At 46.4% G+C, this 17,747-nt stretch carries 17 protein-coding genes; all 17 read right to left on the bottom strand.

Annotated features, from left to right (window positions below):
* Window positions 1–126 precede the first annotated feature (126 nt).
* Complete coding sequence (locus OF158_RS00245; protein WP_282098237.1) at window positions 127–387, bottom strand: RNA-binding S4 domain-containing protein; 261 nt, start codon at window positions 385–387, stop codon at window positions 127–129.
* Between the two features lie 24 nt (window positions 388–411).
* Window positions 412–1,485, bottom strand: a complete 1,074-nt coding sequence (locus OF158_RS00240; RefSeq protein ID WP_035183015.1) for a MazG family protein — start codon at window positions 1,483–1,485, stop codon at window positions 412–414.
* The gene (locus OF158_RS00235) at window positions 1,466–3,085 is read right to left on the bottom strand and encodes a putative polysaccharide biosynthesis protein (RefSeq protein ID WP_043052537.1); all 1,620 of its coding nucleotides are present in this window, start codon (window positions 3,083–3,085) and stop codon (window positions 1,466–1,468) included. The genes OF158_RS00240 and OF158_RS00235 overlap by 20 nt, the downstream gene beginning before the upstream one ends.
* A 187-nt stretch (window positions 3,086–3,272) precedes the next feature.
* On the bottom strand, window positions 3,273–3,809 hold the full coding sequence (gene spoVT, locus OF158_RS00230) for a stage V sporulation protein T (protein WP_014096565.1): 537 nt from the start codon (window positions 3,807–3,809) through the stop codon (window positions 3,273–3,275).
* Window positions 3,810–4,109: 300 nt separating this feature from the next.
* Window positions 4,110–7,649, bottom strand: coding sequence for a transcription-repair coupling factor (mfd, locus tag OF158_RS00225; RefSeq protein ID WP_035183018.1), 3,540 nt, complete (start codon window positions 7,647–7,649; stop codon window positions 4,110–4,112).
* A 144-nt stretch (window positions 7,650–7,793) separates the two neighbouring features.
* The gene (locus tag OF158_RS00220) at window positions 7,794–8,018 is read right to left on the bottom strand and encodes an anti-sigma-F factor Fin family protein (protein WP_014096567.1); all 225 of its coding nucleotides are present in this window, start codon (window positions 8,016–8,018) and stop codon (window positions 7,794–7,796) included.
* A gap of 134 nt (window positions 8,019–8,152) precedes the next feature.
* On the bottom strand, window positions 8,153–8,710 hold the full coding sequence (pth, locus tag OF158_RS00215; protein ID WP_014096568.1) for an aminoacyl-tRNA hydrolase: 558 nt from the start codon (window positions 8,708–8,710) through the stop codon (window positions 8,153–8,155).
* Between the two features lie 512 nt (window positions 8,711–9,222).
* Window positions 9,223–9,852: a 50S ribosomal protein L25/general stress protein Ctc gene (locus tag OF158_RS00210; protein ID WP_014096569.1), complete on the bottom strand. Its 630-nt coding sequence runs from the start codon at window positions 9,850–9,852 to the stop codon at window positions 9,223–9,225.
* Between the two features lie 190 nt (window positions 9,853–10,042).
* Complete coding sequence (locus tag OF158_RS00205; protein WP_014096570.1) at window positions 10,043–11,005, bottom strand: ribose-phosphate diphosphokinase; 963 nt, start codon at window positions 11,003–11,005, stop codon at window positions 10,043–10,045.
* 13 nt (window positions 11,006–11,018) lie between these two features.
* Window positions 11,019–12,395 (bottom strand): bifunctional UDP-N-acetylglucosamine diphosphorylase/glucosamine-1-phosphate N-acetyltransferase GlmU, encoded by a 1,377-nt coding sequence (gene glmU, locus OF158_RS00200; RefSeq protein WP_014096571.1) that lies wholly within the window; start codon window positions 12,393–12,395, stop codon window positions 11,019–11,021.
* A 131-nt stretch (window positions 12,396–12,526) separates the two neighbouring features.
* A complete protein-coding gene (locus OF158_RS00195) occupies window positions 12,527–12,985 on the bottom strand; it encodes a hypothetical protein (RefSeq protein WP_014096572.1) in 459 nt (152 codons plus the stop codon).
* Window positions 12,982–13,308 carry an ATP-binding cassette domain-containing protein gene (locus OF158_RS00190; protein WP_074964139.1) on the bottom strand — a complete coding sequence of 109 codons (327 nt, stop codon included), beginning with the start codon at window positions 13,306–13,308 and terminating at the stop codon, window positions 12,982–12,984. Before OF158_RS00190 ends, OF158_RS00195 begins: the two co-directional genes overlap by 4 nt.
* Window positions 13,239–13,631 (bottom strand): hypothetical protein, encoded by a 393-nt coding sequence (locus OF158_RS00185; RefSeq protein ID WP_052042132.1) that lies wholly within the window; start codon window positions 13,629–13,631, stop codon window positions 13,239–13,241. The genes OF158_RS00190 and OF158_RS00185 overlap by 70 nt, the downstream gene beginning before the upstream one ends.
* Window positions 13,632–14,880: 1,249 nt before the next feature.
* Window positions 14,881–15,174 (bottom strand): septation regulator SpoVG, encoded by a 294-nt coding sequence (gene spoVG / locus OF158_RS00180; protein WP_014096576.1) that lies wholly within the window; start codon window positions 15,172–15,174, stop codon window positions 14,881–14,883.
* Window positions 15,175–15,298: 124 nt separating this feature from the next.
* Window positions 15,299–15,673, bottom strand: a complete 375-nt coding sequence (locus OF158_RS00175) for a RidA family protein (RefSeq protein ID WP_014096577.1) — start codon at window positions 15,671–15,673, stop codon at window positions 15,299–15,301.
* A 4-nt stretch (window positions 15,674–15,677) separates the two neighbouring features.
* A complete protein-coding gene (gene purR / locus OF158_RS00170; protein WP_035183040.1) occupies window positions 15,678–16,517 on the bottom strand; it encodes a pur operon repressor in 840 nt (279 codons plus the stop codon).
* A gap of 160 nt (window positions 16,518–16,677) precedes the next feature.
* Window positions 16,678–17,544 (bottom strand): 4-(cytidine 5'-diphospho)-2-C-methyl-D-erythritol kinase, encoded by an 867-nt coding sequence (ispE, locus tag OF158_RS00165; protein ID WP_014096579.1) that lies wholly within the window; start codon window positions 17,542–17,544, stop codon window positions 16,678–16,680.
* Window positions 17,545–17,747 lie beyond the last annotated feature (203 nt).

The raw sequence follows: 17,747 nt of genomic DNA, 5'->3' as shown, positions 1-17,747 counted from the left end.
AAAGCTTCCATTCTAGAACTTTTCGGGTGTGATCCTCTCCCGCACATCCCCAGGGCGCGCATTCTGCCAAAAAAATAAAAAAGGCGTCCATAGCCGGTTCATGGCTTCGGACACCCTGAAACATTTTTATTCATTGACCCGCGTTTCACTGATCATCGTGTACATGCCAGCGGCGTCTTCTTTTTTTGTCGACTCCCTTAAATTCTCCACTTTCACCTTGACCACTTTCTGGCCGAAACGGATGGTCAGTTCATCCCCTGTCTTCACGTTTGAACTGGCTTTTGCCTGGACGCCGTTGATTTCGATTCTGCCCTGGTCGGCAACTTCTTTTGCAAGCGTACGCCGTTTGATCAGCCGTGAGACTTTTAAAAATTTATCGAGACGCATTGTCGTGTTTTCCATATCCATCCCTCACTCCCGTTTTTCCTGTTTTTCGGCAGCTTTTATCCGCTCCCAGTTTTGCGCGACTTCTTCAGCGCTTTCAGCTTTCACATTGCCGAACACATGCGGATGGCGCCGGATCATTTTTGAAGCAAGCCCTTCTATCACATCTTCTATCGTAAACATGCCTTCCTCTTCACCAATTTGCGCATGCAGCAAAACCTGGAGCAGCACATCGCCAAGCTCTTCAACGAGGTTGTCCTCATCTTCATTATCAATCGCTGAAAGTACTTCCCCGCACTCTTCAACCAAATATTTTTTCAGCGAAAGATGGGTTTGTGCCCGGTTCCATGGACAGCCATCCGGCGCACGCAAAGCCGCAATGATTTGCCGCAGCTCGGCGAAATCCCGCAAATCCTGCTCTTTAAGCGGCGGAACGTAGACGCTCGTTAAATTATCGAGCTCAAATCCGCGGTCCAGTTCATACAGCTTCAGCCATTTAACAGCTTCATCCGTACTGCCGGCAGCGCGGACGATTGCCACCCGGTGTTCATCCGGATATTTTTCCATGAGGGCCAACTTGACTTCAGAAGCCGTCAAAGTATCATACACCTGCCCGACTACCAGATGCTGGTTCGTCCGGATGTCGTGCGGTTTTAAAGCAATACCATCCACAAGCTGGAAGCCTTCAATCGGATCCACCCTGACAGAAGCAAACAGCGCATCGATAAAACTATGCCCGCCCGCGATTTTGATTTCCGTCTGTTTAGCCGCGCTTTGTTCGAGCAGAAGCTGGACTGTCCGTTCCGCCACAAACGGATGGCCGGGTACGGCATAAAGAATATCCTCCTGTTCCGCTTCCCGGAAAAGGATCTCCACAATTTCTTCGTATACCGCTTCAAATTGATCGTGGCGCTCGTATACGTCATCAAAAGCCGTATACTTCATCCCTTCCCGCTCAAGTTCCGACACGGCCGGATGTTCTTTTGTCCGCAGAAAAATTTTCCGGTTTGCTTTCAGCTGCCTGTATACACCGAGCGGAAGCTGGCCCATATCCCCGGCCCCGAGACCGGCAACGGTGATGCTATGTTTTTTGTTTTCCAATCCAATTCTTTCCTTTCAGGCCGGCTAATTTTGTTCCAAAAGGCACAAGCCCCCATTCTTCATCCGTCAGCAAACGCAGCCGGGCGGCACAAAATAGAAAAACAGCCGCACCGATCGCTGTTCCCCCCAAAGCAGCCGGGACGCTTGCTGCCCTGCCCGAAAACCCGTGGACAAAAAGGCGGAGCCAAAGCTGCAAACAAGCGGACATGGCAAAAAGGGAGAGAGCGAGCTTGCCGAAAAATAGAGCCGGCAGCATTTTAACATATGCTTTACCCAATTTTATCATCAATATAAGCGAAATAAACCCTAAAGCGGCGACGGTGGCAGCGGAAGCGCCCATGGTCCCGAAACGGGGAACCCAAACCTCGTTTAACCCATATTTCAACAGGACGCCTGCTGCAATGGCAACTGCAGGGGTGTACACCTTCCCCAGTCCCTGCAGGATTCCTGAAAAGGTTAAAATCCAGGTGCTGAATAAGATGGAAACCGAAAAAACAGACAGCACAGCTGTTCCCTCGCTGTTTTCAAACAGCATCGTATTGGCAAACGGCATGATCCCAATCAGTCCAACTGCAGCGCCCGCGCCGATCGCCGTGCTGATTTTTAAAGCAGCCTGTACCTGTATTTCAAGGCTTTTTCTTCTGCCCTTCTTATATTCAAGCGCAATCACCGGGACAAGGTTCAGGGCAAAGGAGGACGCTGCCACTGTTCCAAGCTGCAAAAACGGCTGTCCGCGGTCGTAGATGCCTTTTAGTTTTTTTGCCGCTTCCGCCCCCCAGCCGGCGTCTTTTAACAACGCGTAAAGATGGAGGGAATCGACAAATTGGAACAAAACCAGGACAAGGCTGCTGATACAGACCGCAATCCCGCTACAAAACAGGGAGCGGGCCGCCTGCTTTACGTCGTTCCATTCAAGGAGCTGGGCTGCCTTTTCCTGTCTGCCGCCCTTTACCAGATAAAATACAAGCACTGCCGCAGACACCGCGCCTCCCAGCACGGAGCCGAACACGGCCCCTTGCCCGGCTGCATAAAGCGAAAAACCGCCGCGGACCAGCCAAAAGGATAGAAGAAGAATGGCCGCAACCCGGACCGTCTGTTCGAGTACCTGGCTGAGCGCAGTCGGCACCATCCTTCCCTGTCCCTGATAAACACCTCTGATCGCGGAAATCAACGGCATCAGCAAAAAGGAACAGGAAACCGTCCGGATAAGCGGAGAAAGACGGGGATCCCCCATCCATGCCGCCAGCTTCCCTGCAGTGAAAAAAACGGCAAGAAACAATCCGGAACCGAATAAACCGAGGATGAGGAACACCGCGTTTAAAAATGTGCGGTGGCTGTTTTCGCCCGCTGCTTCCCGTTCCGCCACCATTTTGGAAACGGCAACCGGAAAACCGGAAGATGAGAGTGCCATCACAATCCCGTAAATCGGGTACACTTGCTGATAAATATAAAAACCGACGTCGCCGACAATATTTTGGAACGGCACGCGGTAAACTGCACTGAGGATTTTTGTAATGACGGATGACAAGGTTAAAATCAGAATGCCTTGAAAAAGCTTTTTTGACTCATGATCCTGCTGCACGTCTTTTCTGCCTTTCACACGGCCGCCACACCGTACGTAGAATAAAATCGAATGTATTATACCATAAAAAGGGATACAAGACGCGCCTTACAGACAACCTGCAAAAAAACAGATCAAAAAACGCAGACCCTTTGCCTGCGTTTTTTTTGGCGTACGTGAAAATAAATGATGACAAAAGAGTCGTGGAAAAAACGGGAGAAAATCCTTATTGTTCCATCTGGCGGGCCAGGAATCCGGCAGCCGTTTCCGCCGATTTCTGTTCCACTTCCCCGAGCGTACGGTCTTTTGAAAAAATGGCGACAGCACCGATCGGATCGCCGCTTGCGACAATCGGAGCAATCGTATAAGAAGCCAGTTCCTCCTCCACACCGTCCACCAGCGCCGTTTTTCCTTTTTCTTTTGATAAAACCGGCATTCTGTCCTCCATGACTTTTTCGATCACTTCACCGTTTCTTTTATTTAAATATTCTTTTTTTGAACCGCCGCTGACTGCAATCACGGCATCCCGGTCACAGATCAGGACAGGGCTCGTTAAACTGTCATACAGCGCTTCGGCATACTCCTTGGCAAAATCACTTAATTCACTGATCGGCGAATATTTTTTCAAAATGACTTCCCCGTCGCGGTCCACAAAAATTTCAAGCGGATCCCCTTCACGGATACGAAGCGTCCTTCGTATCTCTTTCGGGATGACAACTCTGCCTAAATCATCAATACGACGAACAATACCAGTTGCTTTCATCTAAAGTTGCCCTCACTTTCATCAGATGATTTTTTTCCATCCTCAGATGGCTCTTGAATCCTTTACCTGCGTTGACATTAGTATCTTTCATCTGGCAAGTTCTATACATCATGAACGTTTTTTGTACAATTGCTATCGATTGGATTGATTTCCAATTCTTCTCTATCTTTTTCCCAAAAATTTTCCCTGGCAAACCTAAAGAACCATAAAAAGCACGGAACAAAAGAAACCATTGTTCCGTGCTTTTACAAACGGGCCTTTGCCAACAAGCCGCCAGCCCTTTAGTTTTTTGCTTGCATCTTACCGGGAAGCGCTCGTCGTTTCGGCCCTTAGAAAGGCGCCCCGCAGTTCCCGGATCATTTCCGTGCAGGTGTAAAGCCACTCATGGCCCTTGCTTTTTTTAATATCCAGCGTAATTTTCAGCTGGTTGCCTTCCATGCCGAATCCGGCCGAACGCCCGTATTTTCTTACAATGTCCACGACTTTCGGGCCGTTTACCTGTTTCGAGCCTTTTTCGGACATTAAAATCGTGATCAGTTGTTTGTTTTGTTTAATCGATGAAAGCATCGCTTCTTTGGCGTATACTTTCATTTCCGCAATCGTAAACAGGTCGCTTACCTGCTGCGGATAATCGCCGAAACGGTCAATCATCTCTTCTTTTAATTCTTCGATATCTTCAAGCGTCTCGATGCCCCTGAAACGTTTATACATTTCAATTTTCTGGTATCCGTCTTTTATATAGGCATCCGGAATATACGCATCAATTTCGAGTTCGACTTCAAATGGCGGCAATTTTTCCTCTTCGCCGTCTGCCCCTTTCCGCGCTTCGATCGCTTCCTTCAACATTTGCGAATACAAATCGAAACCGACTGAATCGATGAACCCGTGCTGTTGTGCGCCCAGCAAGTTGCCGGCGCCGCGGATGGACAAATCGCGCATCGCAATTTTAAAGCCGGATCCGAGTTCCGTGAATTCTTTAATCGCCTGCAGCCTTTTTTCCGACGCTTCCGCCAGCACTTTGTCTTTTCTGTACGTAAAATAAGCATATGCCACCCGGTTGGACCGCCCGACACGCCCGCGCAGCTGGTATAACTGCGACAGTCCCATCCGGTCCGCATCATTGACGATCAGGGTGTTGACATTCGGGATGTCCACGCCCGTCTCAATAATTGTCGTCGTCACAAGCACATCGTATTCGCCTTCAAGAAAACCAAAAATGACCGATTCGAGCTGAGATTCTGTCATCCGGCCGTGGGCATACGCCACGCGCGCATCGGGAACAAGCCGTGCAATTTCTTCCGCCTTCCGCTCAATATCTTCAATCCGGTTATACAAAAAGTAAACCTGCCCGTCCCGTGCCAGTTCACGTTCGATCGCTTCCCGCACCATCTGGTCATTATACTCCAGCACGTAAGTTTGTACCGGGAAACGGTTCTCAGGCGGCGTTTCAATTACAGACAAATCGCGTACGCCGACCATGGACATATGCAGCGTCCTTGGGATTGGTGTTGCGGTCAAGGTCAGCACGTCGACATTCGTCTTTAATTTCTTGATTTTTTCCTTATGGCTGACACCGAACCGCTGCTCTTCGTCAATGATCAAAAGGCCCAGATCATGGAACTGGATATCTTTTGAAAGCAGCCGGTGCGTCCCGATCACCATATCAATTGTCCCGTTGCGCAAGCCTTTTATCGTTTCATTCTGCTCTTTACGCGTCCGGAAACGGCTCAACAGCCCGACTTTTATCGGATAGCCATGGAACCTTTCCGTGACCGTTTCAAAATGCTGCTGGGCAAGGATGGTGGTCGGTACAAGCATGGCCACTTGCTTGCCGTCCATCATTGCTTTAAAAGCGGCGCGGATCGCCACTTCTGTCTTGCCGTAGCCGACATCCCCGCACAACAGACGGTCCATCGGCTTCTCTTTTTCCATGTCCCGCTTGATTTCCTGGATCGACCGGAGCTGGTCTTCCGTTTCTTTATATGGAAAAGCCGCCTCGAATTCACGCTGCATATCCCCATCCGGAGAAAAGGCAAACCCTTTTGATGCTTCCCTCTCCGCATACAATTTGACAAGGTCGTCCGCGATATCCTGGATGGATGACTGGACTTTCCGTTTGACCCGTTTCCATTCGCTGCCGCCCAGCTTATAAAGTTTCGGCTCTTTTCCTTCCGAACCGACGTATTTTTGGACAAGGTCGATCTGGTCAACCGGCACATACAGCTTATCCGAACCCTGGTACTTAATATGGAGATAGTCTTTATGGACGCCGTTGATTTCAAGCGTCACAATCCCTAAATATTTCCCGATCCCGTGGTTGACATGAACCACATAGTCCCCAACATTCAGCTCGGAATAGTTTTTAATCCGCTCAGCATTGGACAACTTTTGCCGGCGCGTTTTTTTCTTCGCCTTTTTATTAAAAAGTTCTTCTTCCGTAATAACGGCAAGCTTGCACATTGGCAGCTCAAAACCGGTGTTCAGGTTCCCTTCCGCCACCTGGATATGCCCCGGGATAAGATCTTCCGCCACGTAAGCAGCTTCAATCTCATAATCTTCCAGCACACTTTGGATTTTTTCAGCCCGGTTTTTGTCCGCACCAAGGAAAACTACCGTAAAACGGCCTTTCTTCCAACGTTCGATTTCCGCTTTCAGCACATGCATCTGCCCGTGGAACGACTGCATCGGCTTGCAAGCGATATTCACAATGTTTTGCGGATTTGTATTTTGGATATGACGCAAAAACAGTGACAAATAGATTTTCTTCCATTTTTTTCCCGACAGCAGTGTATCTAAGGCGTGGGAAACGGCCAAATCATAAATCATTTTGCCTTCTTCCACCATCGCCGTATACCACTCAGCTTCTTCTTTATCGAGGCGCTCCTGCATTTCCTGAATCCGGCCGAACTCATCCAAAAATAAAATGCCGGCTGTTTCCACATAGTCTAAGAGACTGGCAGGCTGGTCATATAGAATCGATAAGTATTTAAAGATTTGATCGGGTTTTTCCCCGTTTTTCAGCTTTTCAATGTCAAAACTAATATTTTGGGCAAGCAGTTGTTTTACCTGATCATCTTTAATTTTTGCAAGTGTTTTGCTGAGCCCTTCTTTTACCGTTTCAGCCGCTTTCATAAGCGAAAGACGGTCTGCCGGATATTCCGTCGCCGGTCCGATGGAGACAGCAGAAAGTTTATCCCGGGAACGCTGGTCGTCAGCGGAAAACGTCCGGATGGAGTCTACTTCCGTATCAAATAATTCGATCCGGACGGGGTCTTCTTCTGTCAGCGGGTATATATCAAGAATCCCGCCGCGCACACTAAAATCTCCCGGTGAATCGACCATATCCGACCGGGTGTAACCCATTTCCACAAGCATTTCCAATACGTGATCAAGCTCAATTTCTTTTCCTGTTTCGACGTGCAGCTGGTACTTTTCCCAAACCGTTTTCGGCGGCAAAATTTTCCGCAATCCGGCCATCGGGACAACGATCAGGCAATTTTTCCCCGATAGCAACGCATTCAGCACCTCTATCCGCTGGGCCATCAGCTCGGGGCTTGCCACACCCAGTTCGGCCGCAATCAGTTCATTTGCGGGATACAGAAATAAGGCGCTTTCATCCACAAATTGCAGGAGATCATCATACAACTTTTGCGCCTGTAATAGATTATAAGTTAACACAATGGCCGGCTGTTCCGTTTTTTGATAGACCGAAGCAATAAAAGCGCTACGGGCGGAACCGGACAACCCGGAAACAAGCTGCTCTTTCAGGCCGGCCGTTGTACCGCTTATGACCGATTCTGCTTCCTTGTGTTCAAGGATCATTTTTTGTATTCCGTCCAAAAAGGGCCAACTCCTCTCTTGATCCGATTTCCCTTTCTCTACTATTCACACTGTTTTGTAAAATTTAAACAGGAAGGGGCTGCAGAAAGCATAAATGTTCCTGCAGCAAAACAGAAAAATGCTTTGGACTCCTTCCAAAGCGGATTATTGGATTAAATAGCCGTATTGATGAAATGCGGGTTCGCGTTCAAATGAATCCTGGCATTCTTCGCAAATTGACTGGATGCGGACGCTCCCGTCTTCTTGAGGAAGTACCATTTCCTGCCGCTCCTCATCCGTCAAAAAGAAAAGTCCCATCCGGTCTGCTTCGATGTCCGTGATGGTGCCAATTTTTGTGCCGCAGTGCCGGCAATAGTAATGAACGGCCATCTTCCGGCCCCCTTTTTCATATCGTCCTTATATAGTATGGGCGCAACGGGAAGGGGTTATTCGTTTTTTTATAAAAACGGAAGAAATGGCCGCGGAATTTCGCGCAGATTCCCCATATTCCGCATCGATACGACTCAATTATAAAGGTTCATCACGACCGGGAACGGCTTTTCCAACCAGGCTTCGCAAGCATCGGCGCCTTTTTCAACCGCCAGCTGCATTTTCTCCCGGTCCTCTTTTGAAAAACGGCCGAGCACATAATCCGGCATATAGGCATCTCTGTCCGGCCGCCCGATACCGATGCGAATCCGGTTAAATTCCTGTGTTCCAAGATGGTGGATGATGGATTTGATTCCGTTATGGCCGCCGGCGCTTCCTTTTTGCCGCAGGCGGATTTTGCCGGGCGGAAGATCAAGGTCATCGTAGACGACGAGTAAATCTCCGGTGCCAAGGCGGTAATAATCCATGACTGCTTTGACCGACTCACCGGATAAATTCATATATGTCATCGGTTTTAAAAGCAGCACTTTCCCGCTGTTTACAGTTGTTTCTGCACACAGCCCCTTGAATTTCGACTGTTTAAAAGGGGCCTGCAGCCGTTCTGCAAGCAGATTGACCACTTCAAAACCGATATTATGCCTTGTATGTTCATATTGGGCTCCCGGATTTCCAAGCCCGACAATACATTTCATATTCACACCCCGATTGATTCATTCCTTGCTGAAATGAAATAAGCTGCTGAGGAAAACCACCTGTAGCGTTTTTAAGGGACAGCAAGACCAGGCATCATGTATACCGTGATGCCTTTTTAGCAAACAGGCAATCCGTTTCGGGCAAAAAACAAGCGCGCCCGTTTTCTTCGTGCCGGTTTCTCTATACGTAAAAACCCTATTTTAATTATCCACGAAGACAGATAAAAGTGCAAGCAGGCCGGACTACGGGCATATGACAAGTTTTTCCCGGAATGACGGGAACAATGCAAGACATGATCTTCCATGCCCTTGAAAATAAAGGAACGGAACAAGTGGCGCATTTTTGTGCCCCAATCATTTCCCCCGGCAAGCTTGCGCTGTGCTAAAGGAATGGCAAACTTTTTTAAAAATTCATGCATAATAGGTCGGGTGCATTGCTTTCTTAGCAAAGGATTTGGCATAACGGCAAAAAAAGGCGTATCCTCATACGCCTTTTTTCATAAACCCGGATGTTATGCTTCGCTTGTTTCCCGTCCTTCAAGATTTTCAGGCGTCCCTGACTCCTGCTGTTCGCCAGTGCTGATTTCTTCTTCCTGACGAGGCGGCAGAACGGAGCAAATCGTTTCCGTATCTTCATGATTGATGGTAAATCCATACTTTCCGCGGATGTCCGCAACCGTAATGTTTTCATTCACTTGCAAATTGGAAACATCCACCGTAATGGCATCAGGAATTTCATCCGGTTTTGCCGTAATCGACAATTCATGCAGTGCCTGCTGCAGCACGCCACCGTCTTTTACGCCGGCACTTTCTTCCGTAAGGACGACGCGCACAGTAGCATCGACATCTTCCGACATATTTACGGCAAGAAAATCGACATGAATGATTTTATTTTTCAAAGGATCGGTTTGTACTTCATGGACCATCACATTCCGCTGTGTCCCGTTCACATTCAAGGAAAGCACCGCATTTCTTCCGTTTTCACGCAATAATTTTTCAAACTCAGTGTCATTGACATAAACCGGTGTATTTTCCGTCTGGTAGCCGTAAACAACGCCCGGTATGTAGCCGTTTCTTCTTAACCGGCGGCTGGAAGAATGGTGTTTATCCTCTCTTTTTTTTGCTTCAAGTACCTCTGCCATAAATGTTGACCTCCTAATGTTTAAGCAAACATCAAATATATCTTTACCCTGTCATTATCCATTATAAACCTGTTTTGAAAAAATAGCTTAAAATTACCGATATAACGCAGGCTTTTCCCGATTTGCAGATTGCGTGCTCTTCTTGTGAATACTTGGACTGCTTTCTGAAATAATTTTCGCTGGAATGCTGTCAAATATCGAACAGCGGGCTTACGGACTGGTCTTCATGCACACGGATAATCGCTTCACCCAAAAGCGGAGCTACAGACAATTCAACCAGTTTTTCACTTTTTCTTTCTTCCGGAATGTTAATGGAATTGGTCGCCACCAGTTCTTTAATCGGGGAATTGTTAATCCGTTCAATTGCCGGCCCGGATAAAACCGGATGTGTGCAGCTGGCGTACACTTCTTTTGCGCCGCTTTCAATCAACGCTTTTGCCGCAAGCGTAATCGTGCCTGCCGTGTCAATAATATCATCAATAATGATGCAAATTTTCCCGTCCACATTTCCAACAATATTCATCACTTCGGCCACATTCGGGCGCGGGCGGCGTTTGTCGATAATGGCGATCGGCGTTTTTAAACGTTCAGCCAGTTTGCGCGCACGGGTGACACCGCCATGGTCAGGGGAGACGACCACGATATCTTCCGCCTGAAATCCTTTATCTTCAAAATACTTTGCAATAATTGGAACGCCCATCAGGTGGTCAATCGGAATGTCAAAAAACCCTTGGATTTGCGGGGCGTGCAGATCGAGGGTAATGACCCTTGTTGCACCCGCTGTTTCGAGAAGGTTCGCCACCAGTTTTGCGGTAATCGGTTCACGTGCACGCGCTTTTCTGTCCTGCCGTGCATATCCGTAGTAAGGGATCACAAGATTAATGGTCCGCGCCGACGCCCGTTTTAAAGCATCAACCATAATTAGAAGTTCCATCATATGTTCATTGACAGGATCGCTTGTCGACTGTATCACATAAACATCGCAACCGCGGATGCTTTCTTCAATATTGATCTGGATTTCCCCATCGCTGAATTGTGAAACGGAACATTTTCCAAGTTCAACTCCGACAACGTTGGCAATTTCCCTGGCAAGTTTCGGGTTGGAGTTCAGGGTGAAAATCTTTAAATTCGGATCTAAATACTGGTTAGACATGATGGACCTCCAATTATTGTTGTTTATGTTTTAACTTCTGGACATAATTTTCCTTGTTCACCTGGCGTGCGCGCGCAATCGACAATGCTTCGCCCGGTACATCGTCTGTAATGGTCGAGCCTGCTGCAATATAAGCATTTTCCCCGACCGTAACCGGCGCAATCAGATTGGAGTTGCACCCGACAAACGCGCCGTCTTCAATAACCGTTTTAAATTTATGTTTCCCGTCATAATTCACTGTGATCGTGCCGCAGCCGATATTGACACCTGCCCCGACTTCCGCATCGCCGATGTACGTCAAATGGGATGCTTTGCTGCCCTTGCCGACGGTTGATTTCTTCACTTCCACAAAATTGCCGATCTTCGCTTCATCGGAAATCGAGGAGTCCGGCCGGATATGGGCGTACGGGCCGACATGGACAGAAGCGCCAATTTCACTATTTTCCGCAACAGACTGCCTGACTTCTGTTCCGTTTCCGATCACGCAATCTGTAATGTCGGAATTCGGGCCGATTTTGCAGTCTTCCCCGATGACCGTTTTGCCGGACAGCTTTGTCCCCGGGTAGATCACCGTATCCTGCCCGATTTCAACATCCGCTTCAATGTAAGTTTGCCGAGGGTCGAGGATGGTCACGCCGTTTCGCATATGGCGTTCGTTGATGCGCTTTCTCATGATCCTTTCCGCTTCCGAAAGTTGCACCCGATCATTGACACCTAACGTTTCTTCGATACTTTCTGTCTTGTAAGCCACAACTGTTTCCCCTTGCGATTTTAAAATGCCTACGACATCAGGAAGATAATATTCGCCTTGAGCATTGTCGTTTGAAACATGTTTCAATGCTTCAAAAAGCGCCCGATTGTCAAAGCAGTAAACGCCTGTATTGATTTCCTTTACCTGCTGTTCTTCGGGGCTCGCGTCTTTATGTTCGACAATTTTTTCCACGAAGCCTGCCGCATTGCGGATGATCCGTCCGTATCCGGCAGGGTCGGGGGCCGTTGCTGTTAAAATGGTCACTTTTGCCTGTTTCCGTTCGTGTTCCTCAAACAGAGCCTTTAAGGTTTCCGCCTGAAGGAGCGGCGTATCCCCGCAAACCACCAAGGTAGTCCCGTCCTTGTTGCCGAGAACCGGTTCTGCCTGCAGGACGGCATGCCCTGTGCCCAGCTGTTCTTCTTGCAGGACAAAAGCGGTTTTTCCTTCCAGGCAGGAGCGGACCTGTTCTGCACCATGCCCGATAACCGTCACAATCTTATCCGTTTCAAGCTGTAAAACTTGGTCTGCAACATGTTCAACCATGGGTTTCCCGCAAACAGGATGCAGCACTTTGTACAATTTCGACTTCATGCGAGTACCCTGGCCGGCAGCCAAGATTACAGCGAATCTGTTTGTCATTTATGATCCCCCAATAAACCTTATTATCCATAAAAAAATATATCGTAAATAAGGGCATATTTCAAGGAAAGGCAGCAAATTACAATTATTGGGAATGTTGGAGCAAGGACGGGGGGAATTGTTAGCCCTTTCTATTCATTTAAATCCCATACTTTGTTTGCATTCGAAAATAACGTTTTCAAGTCTTCCTTATTTTCCATAATGACTTTCTTGGCTATCGCGTCACTTTTATCTACAGGTTCCAGTTTTTCATTCACATAAATTTCATAGGCTTCTCCATTTTCTTGCAACCGAACCCCGTATTTATAACCGCCTGTCATGGTTGGCCAAATGATCAAATCTTCCATTTTATCTTTTTGGTCCTCACGGGAAACAGCCAGGTTCCCAGTGAAGCTTAAATAATTAGGCTTTTTCACGCTGTACGTATAGTTGCCTTTCCGCATCGCGTGCGTCCCCCATTTATTTTTCGGTACGGCTTTAACATATTTATGATATTGGATGGTCGTGATCGTGAACCAGCATAAATTCCATAATACAAACAATGTAATGACGATGATAAAAATATATTTTAATCGAAATTTCCTTTTCATAAATTCACCACCCTGTTGCCTTGTTTTTTTAATGTTTCATCGTGCGTCACAAGTATAATGGTTTTACCCTGTCTATTCAGTTGCTTTAAAATGTTTAATACAGCTTCTGCATTTTTCTTATCAAGAGAACCAGTCGGCTCATCGGCAAGGATGATATCGCATTTTTTTAACATTAATCGTGCCAGAGCTACCCTTTGTTGTTCTCCTCCAGATAAAGTAAAGACTTTTTGATTTATTTTATTTTTTAATCCGACTAACGCCAAAGCTTCTTCCATTGATAGGTTCGTTTTGCAGGGACAATAAAATAAATTTCTTTTTTCAATGGTTTGTCTCTTAATTCTGTAATTTGACTTGATAAATAGTGAAAAGCATTGCTGTTGGCTAAAATTCCCGGGTAATGTAAAAAGTTTGAAATATCTGCCAATAAAATTGCGTTGAATTTATCATAAAATTGTTTGTAGAACTTATATTGTACACTCGCACTTTTTTCCAGCGTATTATCGGAAGAACTATTGTTATCAGTAATTTTATAATCCAGTTGGGTGTAATAATAGTCACGATGACGCTCAAAAAATGGTTTTTGTTTGTAATATTGATAAGCGTCATACACCACAGCAATATTGCTGGAAATGATAATGATTGTCATGACCGTAGTTGCTAATTTTAAGACATAATTCATGGATAATAATTTTACGGACCCATGGCGTTAGAAAAAGCTTCCTTTAAATTGAAAAAATATAAATTGAAATAAATCAGGGCATTCAATATAAGTAAAATCATAAACATGAACAGGGAAAGGCGAAACATAAAGAAAACACATGTAAGTTTGGAGAGAACAAAGTAAACTAACAGAAATAATAATATATAGAAACATGTATCTATCACGATATTTTTCCAAACCATACTGCTTATTTTTTCTCCCAAAGTAAACCGGATGATATTTTCTTTTTTCTGCAACATGCAGTCATAAAAAGTTAGCAATAATATCACACTGATCACGAGCAACCATATGAGCAGGGCTTCATTCCTTAATTCGTTGCTTTTAAAACCATCTTGGGGAAAGTTGCCGGCATATTTGTCAATTAAATCGATTTTAAACTACTTAATATTTTTTTTGCTTCCAATGAGATAAAATGGATTGAAACGATCAATTCCGTTGATATTTTTCAGATGGCGAAAATGGAACACCATATCTTCAAGAAATAGGCTTTTGTATTTTTTTCAGATATGTTGAGATGACGTTTTATGTATGGCTGGACGCCGGTTGTTCCGTAAATATCAAATTCAGTAAGAAAAGTAGTACGAGGGGAACTGGTGTAAGTAAACACTTCAACATGATTACGGTTGGCGGAATCGATGATATCGTGTATCATTTCTTTCTCTGTTGTGTTCGGCTGCAAATACAGGGTCGTATGATCAAATGGGGTGTAAAAATCATTCAGATAAAAGACGTGACTTTCACTAATGATCATCATGCCTGTAAATAGCAGAAAGAAGCTGATCGTAAATTTAACCGTTTTTAAAACTACCCCTCCGTAGCAATAAATACCAACTATTCATTGTTGAACCCGAAGTTGTACGAGCTGATTCATCTATCCTTTTGTTGCGCTTGATCTTTAGGCTGCGGGGAAGGGCTTGTTGCAGACTGGCTCCGTCCAGTGTACGCTTAGAGTCTGATTGTAATGTTATCAAGCACCCGTCCATCACAACCAGAACAATAACCCGTACAGGCTCATTTATCATTTGGCTGCCTCTCCTTCTACCATATTAACATACATATGGAAATATTTAATCAGTTATGTAAAAATCCTATTCGTCCAAGGCTGCCAAATAGGTCAACGAGGGCAAAAAAGAAGAGCCTTACTGTTGAAGTAGGCTCTTGTTGCAAAAATCTATCAGGACGCGCCAGCTTCTTCAAATTCCACTTGGTCCAATTCCCCTAAACGGTGATATTCCGACAAGACTGCATCATGAATCTTACTGCGCGTACCCGAATTAATGGGATGGGCAATGTCTCTGAATTCGCCATCCGGCGTCCTTTTGCTCGGCATTGCAACAAACAAGCCATTGTTGCCATCAATCACCCGGATATCGTGAATGACAAATTCGTTGTCCATGGTAATTGATGCAATCGCCCTCATCCTGCCCTCCGTATGGACACGGCGCAGCCTTACATCCGTCACTTCCATTCTTTCACCACCTCAAAAGATTTAGGATCATCTTTATTATTCAACACCCTTTTAAAATTTCCTTCTTTTTCAGGAAAAAATTCTAAAATTTTTCATAAGGTGAAAAAATGGAAGCGCATAAAGATCACGGAATAAGCGCAATCACTTCAATTTCGACGCCGGCATTTTTCGGAAGCCTTGCCACTTCAACGCAGGAACGCGCCGGTTTATGGTCCGTAAAATAGGAGCCATAGACATCGTTTATTTTGGCAAAATCGTCCATGTTTTGAATAAAAACTGTCGTTTTGACAACCGTATCAAAAGAGGCCCCGGCTGCCTCAAGCACCGCTTTTAAATTTTCCATTACCTGGCGGGCCTGCGCTTCAATGCTGCCTTCCACAAGCGTGCCGTCCGGTCTTAGCGGAATCTGCCCCGAACTGAAAAATAAATTTCCTGCTACAACGCCCTGTGCATACGGCCCGATTGCCGCAGGCGCCTGATTTGTTGAGATGGTTTTCATTCCTTTAATCCCCTCCGAACAAGCTGACTTTTGAAAAATAATTCCCTTCCACTACTTTGATCTGCTGACTGCGGACATCGACATCCCTTAATTTCACAAGCGACACATAATCATCGACAAGCCGTTCTTTCGTGTCTTCCGATTCAACCAAAACGCCGATGCCCGAAACGGAAGCATCGAATTCTTTCAGCAAGTTGATCATGCCGTTAATCGTTCCGCCTGCTTTCATAAAATCATCGACAATTAAAACGTTTGCGCCTTCCCGCAGGCTCCTTTTCGAGAGGACCATCGTCTGGATCCGTTTCTGCGATCCGGAAACATAGTTAATGCTGACAGTCGGTCCTTCCGTCACCTTGCTGTCATTGCGGACAATCACAACCGGAACATTTAAATAAGCCGCTGTTGCCATTGCAATCGGGATTCCTTTTGTCGCGACCGTCATAATCGTGTCAATCTCCCTGTCCGCAAATGCGGTTGCCAAAAGCTTCCCGACTTTGCTGACGACCTGCGGGCTGCCGATCAGGTCTGTCATATACAAATAACCGCCCGGCAAAAGCCGGTCCGGATTCTCCATCAGCGTGCAAAGTTCGCTGATGGCCTCTTTTGCTTCCGCCCTGTCTGTGCGCGAAATAAATTTAACGCCACCCGCCGCGCCGGGAACCGTCTGCAAAGTCCCAATGCCCCTTTTCTCGAATGTTTCTTTGATAATCGTCAAATCTTCACTGATGGAAGATTTTGCAGACTGATAACGATCGGCAAAAAAACTGAGGGGAACGAGAATCCTTGGTTTTTCCAACAAATAATGTGTCATATCTACAAGACGTTCACTTCGCCGAAATTTCACGTCAAAAACCCCCGTCACAATCCGGTCTGTCAAAAATGCCGGTCCCGCTCTTCTTCGTACCAAATCGCACGGCGGCTCCGGAAACACGGATTCAATAACATTAATATACCGCATTTTTTTCTTTTTGAAAACAAAAATCCGTACAATCACTATTTTATATTTAAAATTGTTCGCGTTCTCCAATCATTCTGACAGCAAATACCTGGCCGCAAAATCCCCGGAGGCCGTTATAAATCCGCTGCAGCCGCGAATCGTGCCGCACAAGCCCGAATACTGTCGGGCCGCTTCCGCTCATTAAAACGAGATCCGCTCCGAAACGCTGCATCTGTTTTTTGATTTGCGCCACTTGCGGGTACGCCTTTAATGTGACACTTTCCAGCACATTTCCCGCATGCTTGCATATGCCGGCATAATCACGGGTATAGAGGGCAGCGATCATGCCGGGAATATCTGGATGCACCACTTCATTTAAGTCCAGTTGGCGGTAAATTTCTGCTGTCGACACGCCGATGGACGGTTTCGCCAAAATGACCCAGCAGTTTGGCGGTGCTGGCAGCTTTGTAATATTTTCTCCCCTTCCTTTTGCGAGCGCAGTGCCGCCGTATACGCAAAACGAGACATCCGACCCGATTTCGGCGCCGAGTGTTGCAAGTTCATCTAAGGAAAGGCCGAGATTCCAGAGCGTATTCAGGCCGCGGAGAGTAGCTGCCGCATCACTGCTGCCCCCCGCCAGCCCGGCAGCCACTGGAATGACTTTGTCAATCGCAATCTCGACCCCCTGCCTGACGCCGCACCGCGTTTTCAGAAGCCTTGCAGCCTGGTACGCCAAATTTCTCTCATCATCCGGCACAAACCGGTTTTGCGACACAATTTTAATCTCCTGATCGTGCCGCTCCGAGAGCTCGATATGATCTGCAAGGTCAATGGTTGTCATGACCATTTCCACCTCATGATAGCCATCCTCCCGTTTGCCAAGCACATCGAGCGATAAATTAATTTTTGCCGGTGCCTTGACCAACAACTTCAAATCCTTCACCTACTTCCAACATCCAATCCAGCCGTATTTCCTGCTTCATTTTTCTTATTCTAACATAACGCCCGGCAAATATTTACATCAAAACGCAAATTTCGTAGAACAATAAAAATCGAAAAATTGCCTCATGCATCATCCAAAATATGCAAAAGCTGCGGAAATTGCGGTAAAGCCGCCAACTTGTTCAAAGGACGAAC

The organism is Weizmannia sp. WK01 (genome assembly GCF_025905465.1).
Lineage (GTDB): Bacteria > Bacillota > Bacilli > Bacillales > Bacillaceae_C > Weizmannia > Weizmannia faecalis.
The sequence above is the reverse complement of the archived record's forward strand: the minus strand, read 5'-3'. Positions and strand labels throughout refer to the sequence as shown.

Bases quoted from the DNA above. Each gene is read 5' to 3' on its own strand.
- glmU (WP_014096571.1), bottom strand. From the start codon at position 12,395: ATGACAAACAGATTCGCTGTAATCTTGGCTGCCGGCCAGGGTACTCGC.
- OF158_RS00205 (WP_014096570.1), bottom strand. From the start codon at position 11,005: ATGTCTAACCAGTATTTAGATCCGAATTTAAAGATTTTCACCCTGAAC.
- spoVT (WP_014096565.1), bottom strand. From the start codon at position 3,809: ATGAAAGCAACTGGTATTGTTCGTCGTATTGATGATTTAGGCAGAGTT.
- OF158_RS00185 (WP_052042132.1), bottom strand. From the start codon at position 13,631: ATGACAATCATTATCATTTCCAGCAATATTGCTGTGGTGTATGACGCT.
- OF158_RS00245 (WP_282098237.1), bottom strand. From the start codon at position 387: ATGCGTCTCGATAAATTTTTAAAAGTCTCACGGCTGATCAAACGGCGT.
- OF158_RS00220 (WP_014096567.1), bottom strand. From the start codon at position 8,018: ATGGCCGTTCATTACTATTGCCGGCACTGCGGCACAAAAATTGGCACC.
- spoVG (WP_014096576.1), bottom strand. From the start codon at position 15,174: ATGGAAGTGACGGATGTAAGGCTGCGCCGTGTCCATACGGAGGGCAGG.
- OF158_RS00175 (WP_014096577.1), bottom strand. From the start codon at position 15,673: ATGAAAACCATCTCAACAAATCAGGCGCCTGCGGCAATCGGGCCGTAT.
- OF158_RS00195 (WP_014096572.1), bottom strand. From the start codon at position 12,985: ATGAAAAGGAAATTTCGATTAAAATATATTTTTATCATCGTCATTACA.
- OF158_RS00210 (WP_014096569.1), bottom strand. From the start codon at position 9,852: ATGGCAGAGGTACTTGAAGCAAAAAAAAGAGAGGATAAACACCATTCT.
- pth (WP_014096568.1), bottom strand. From the start codon at position 8,710: ATGAAATGTATTGTCGGGCTTGGAAATCCGGGAGCCCAATATGAACAT.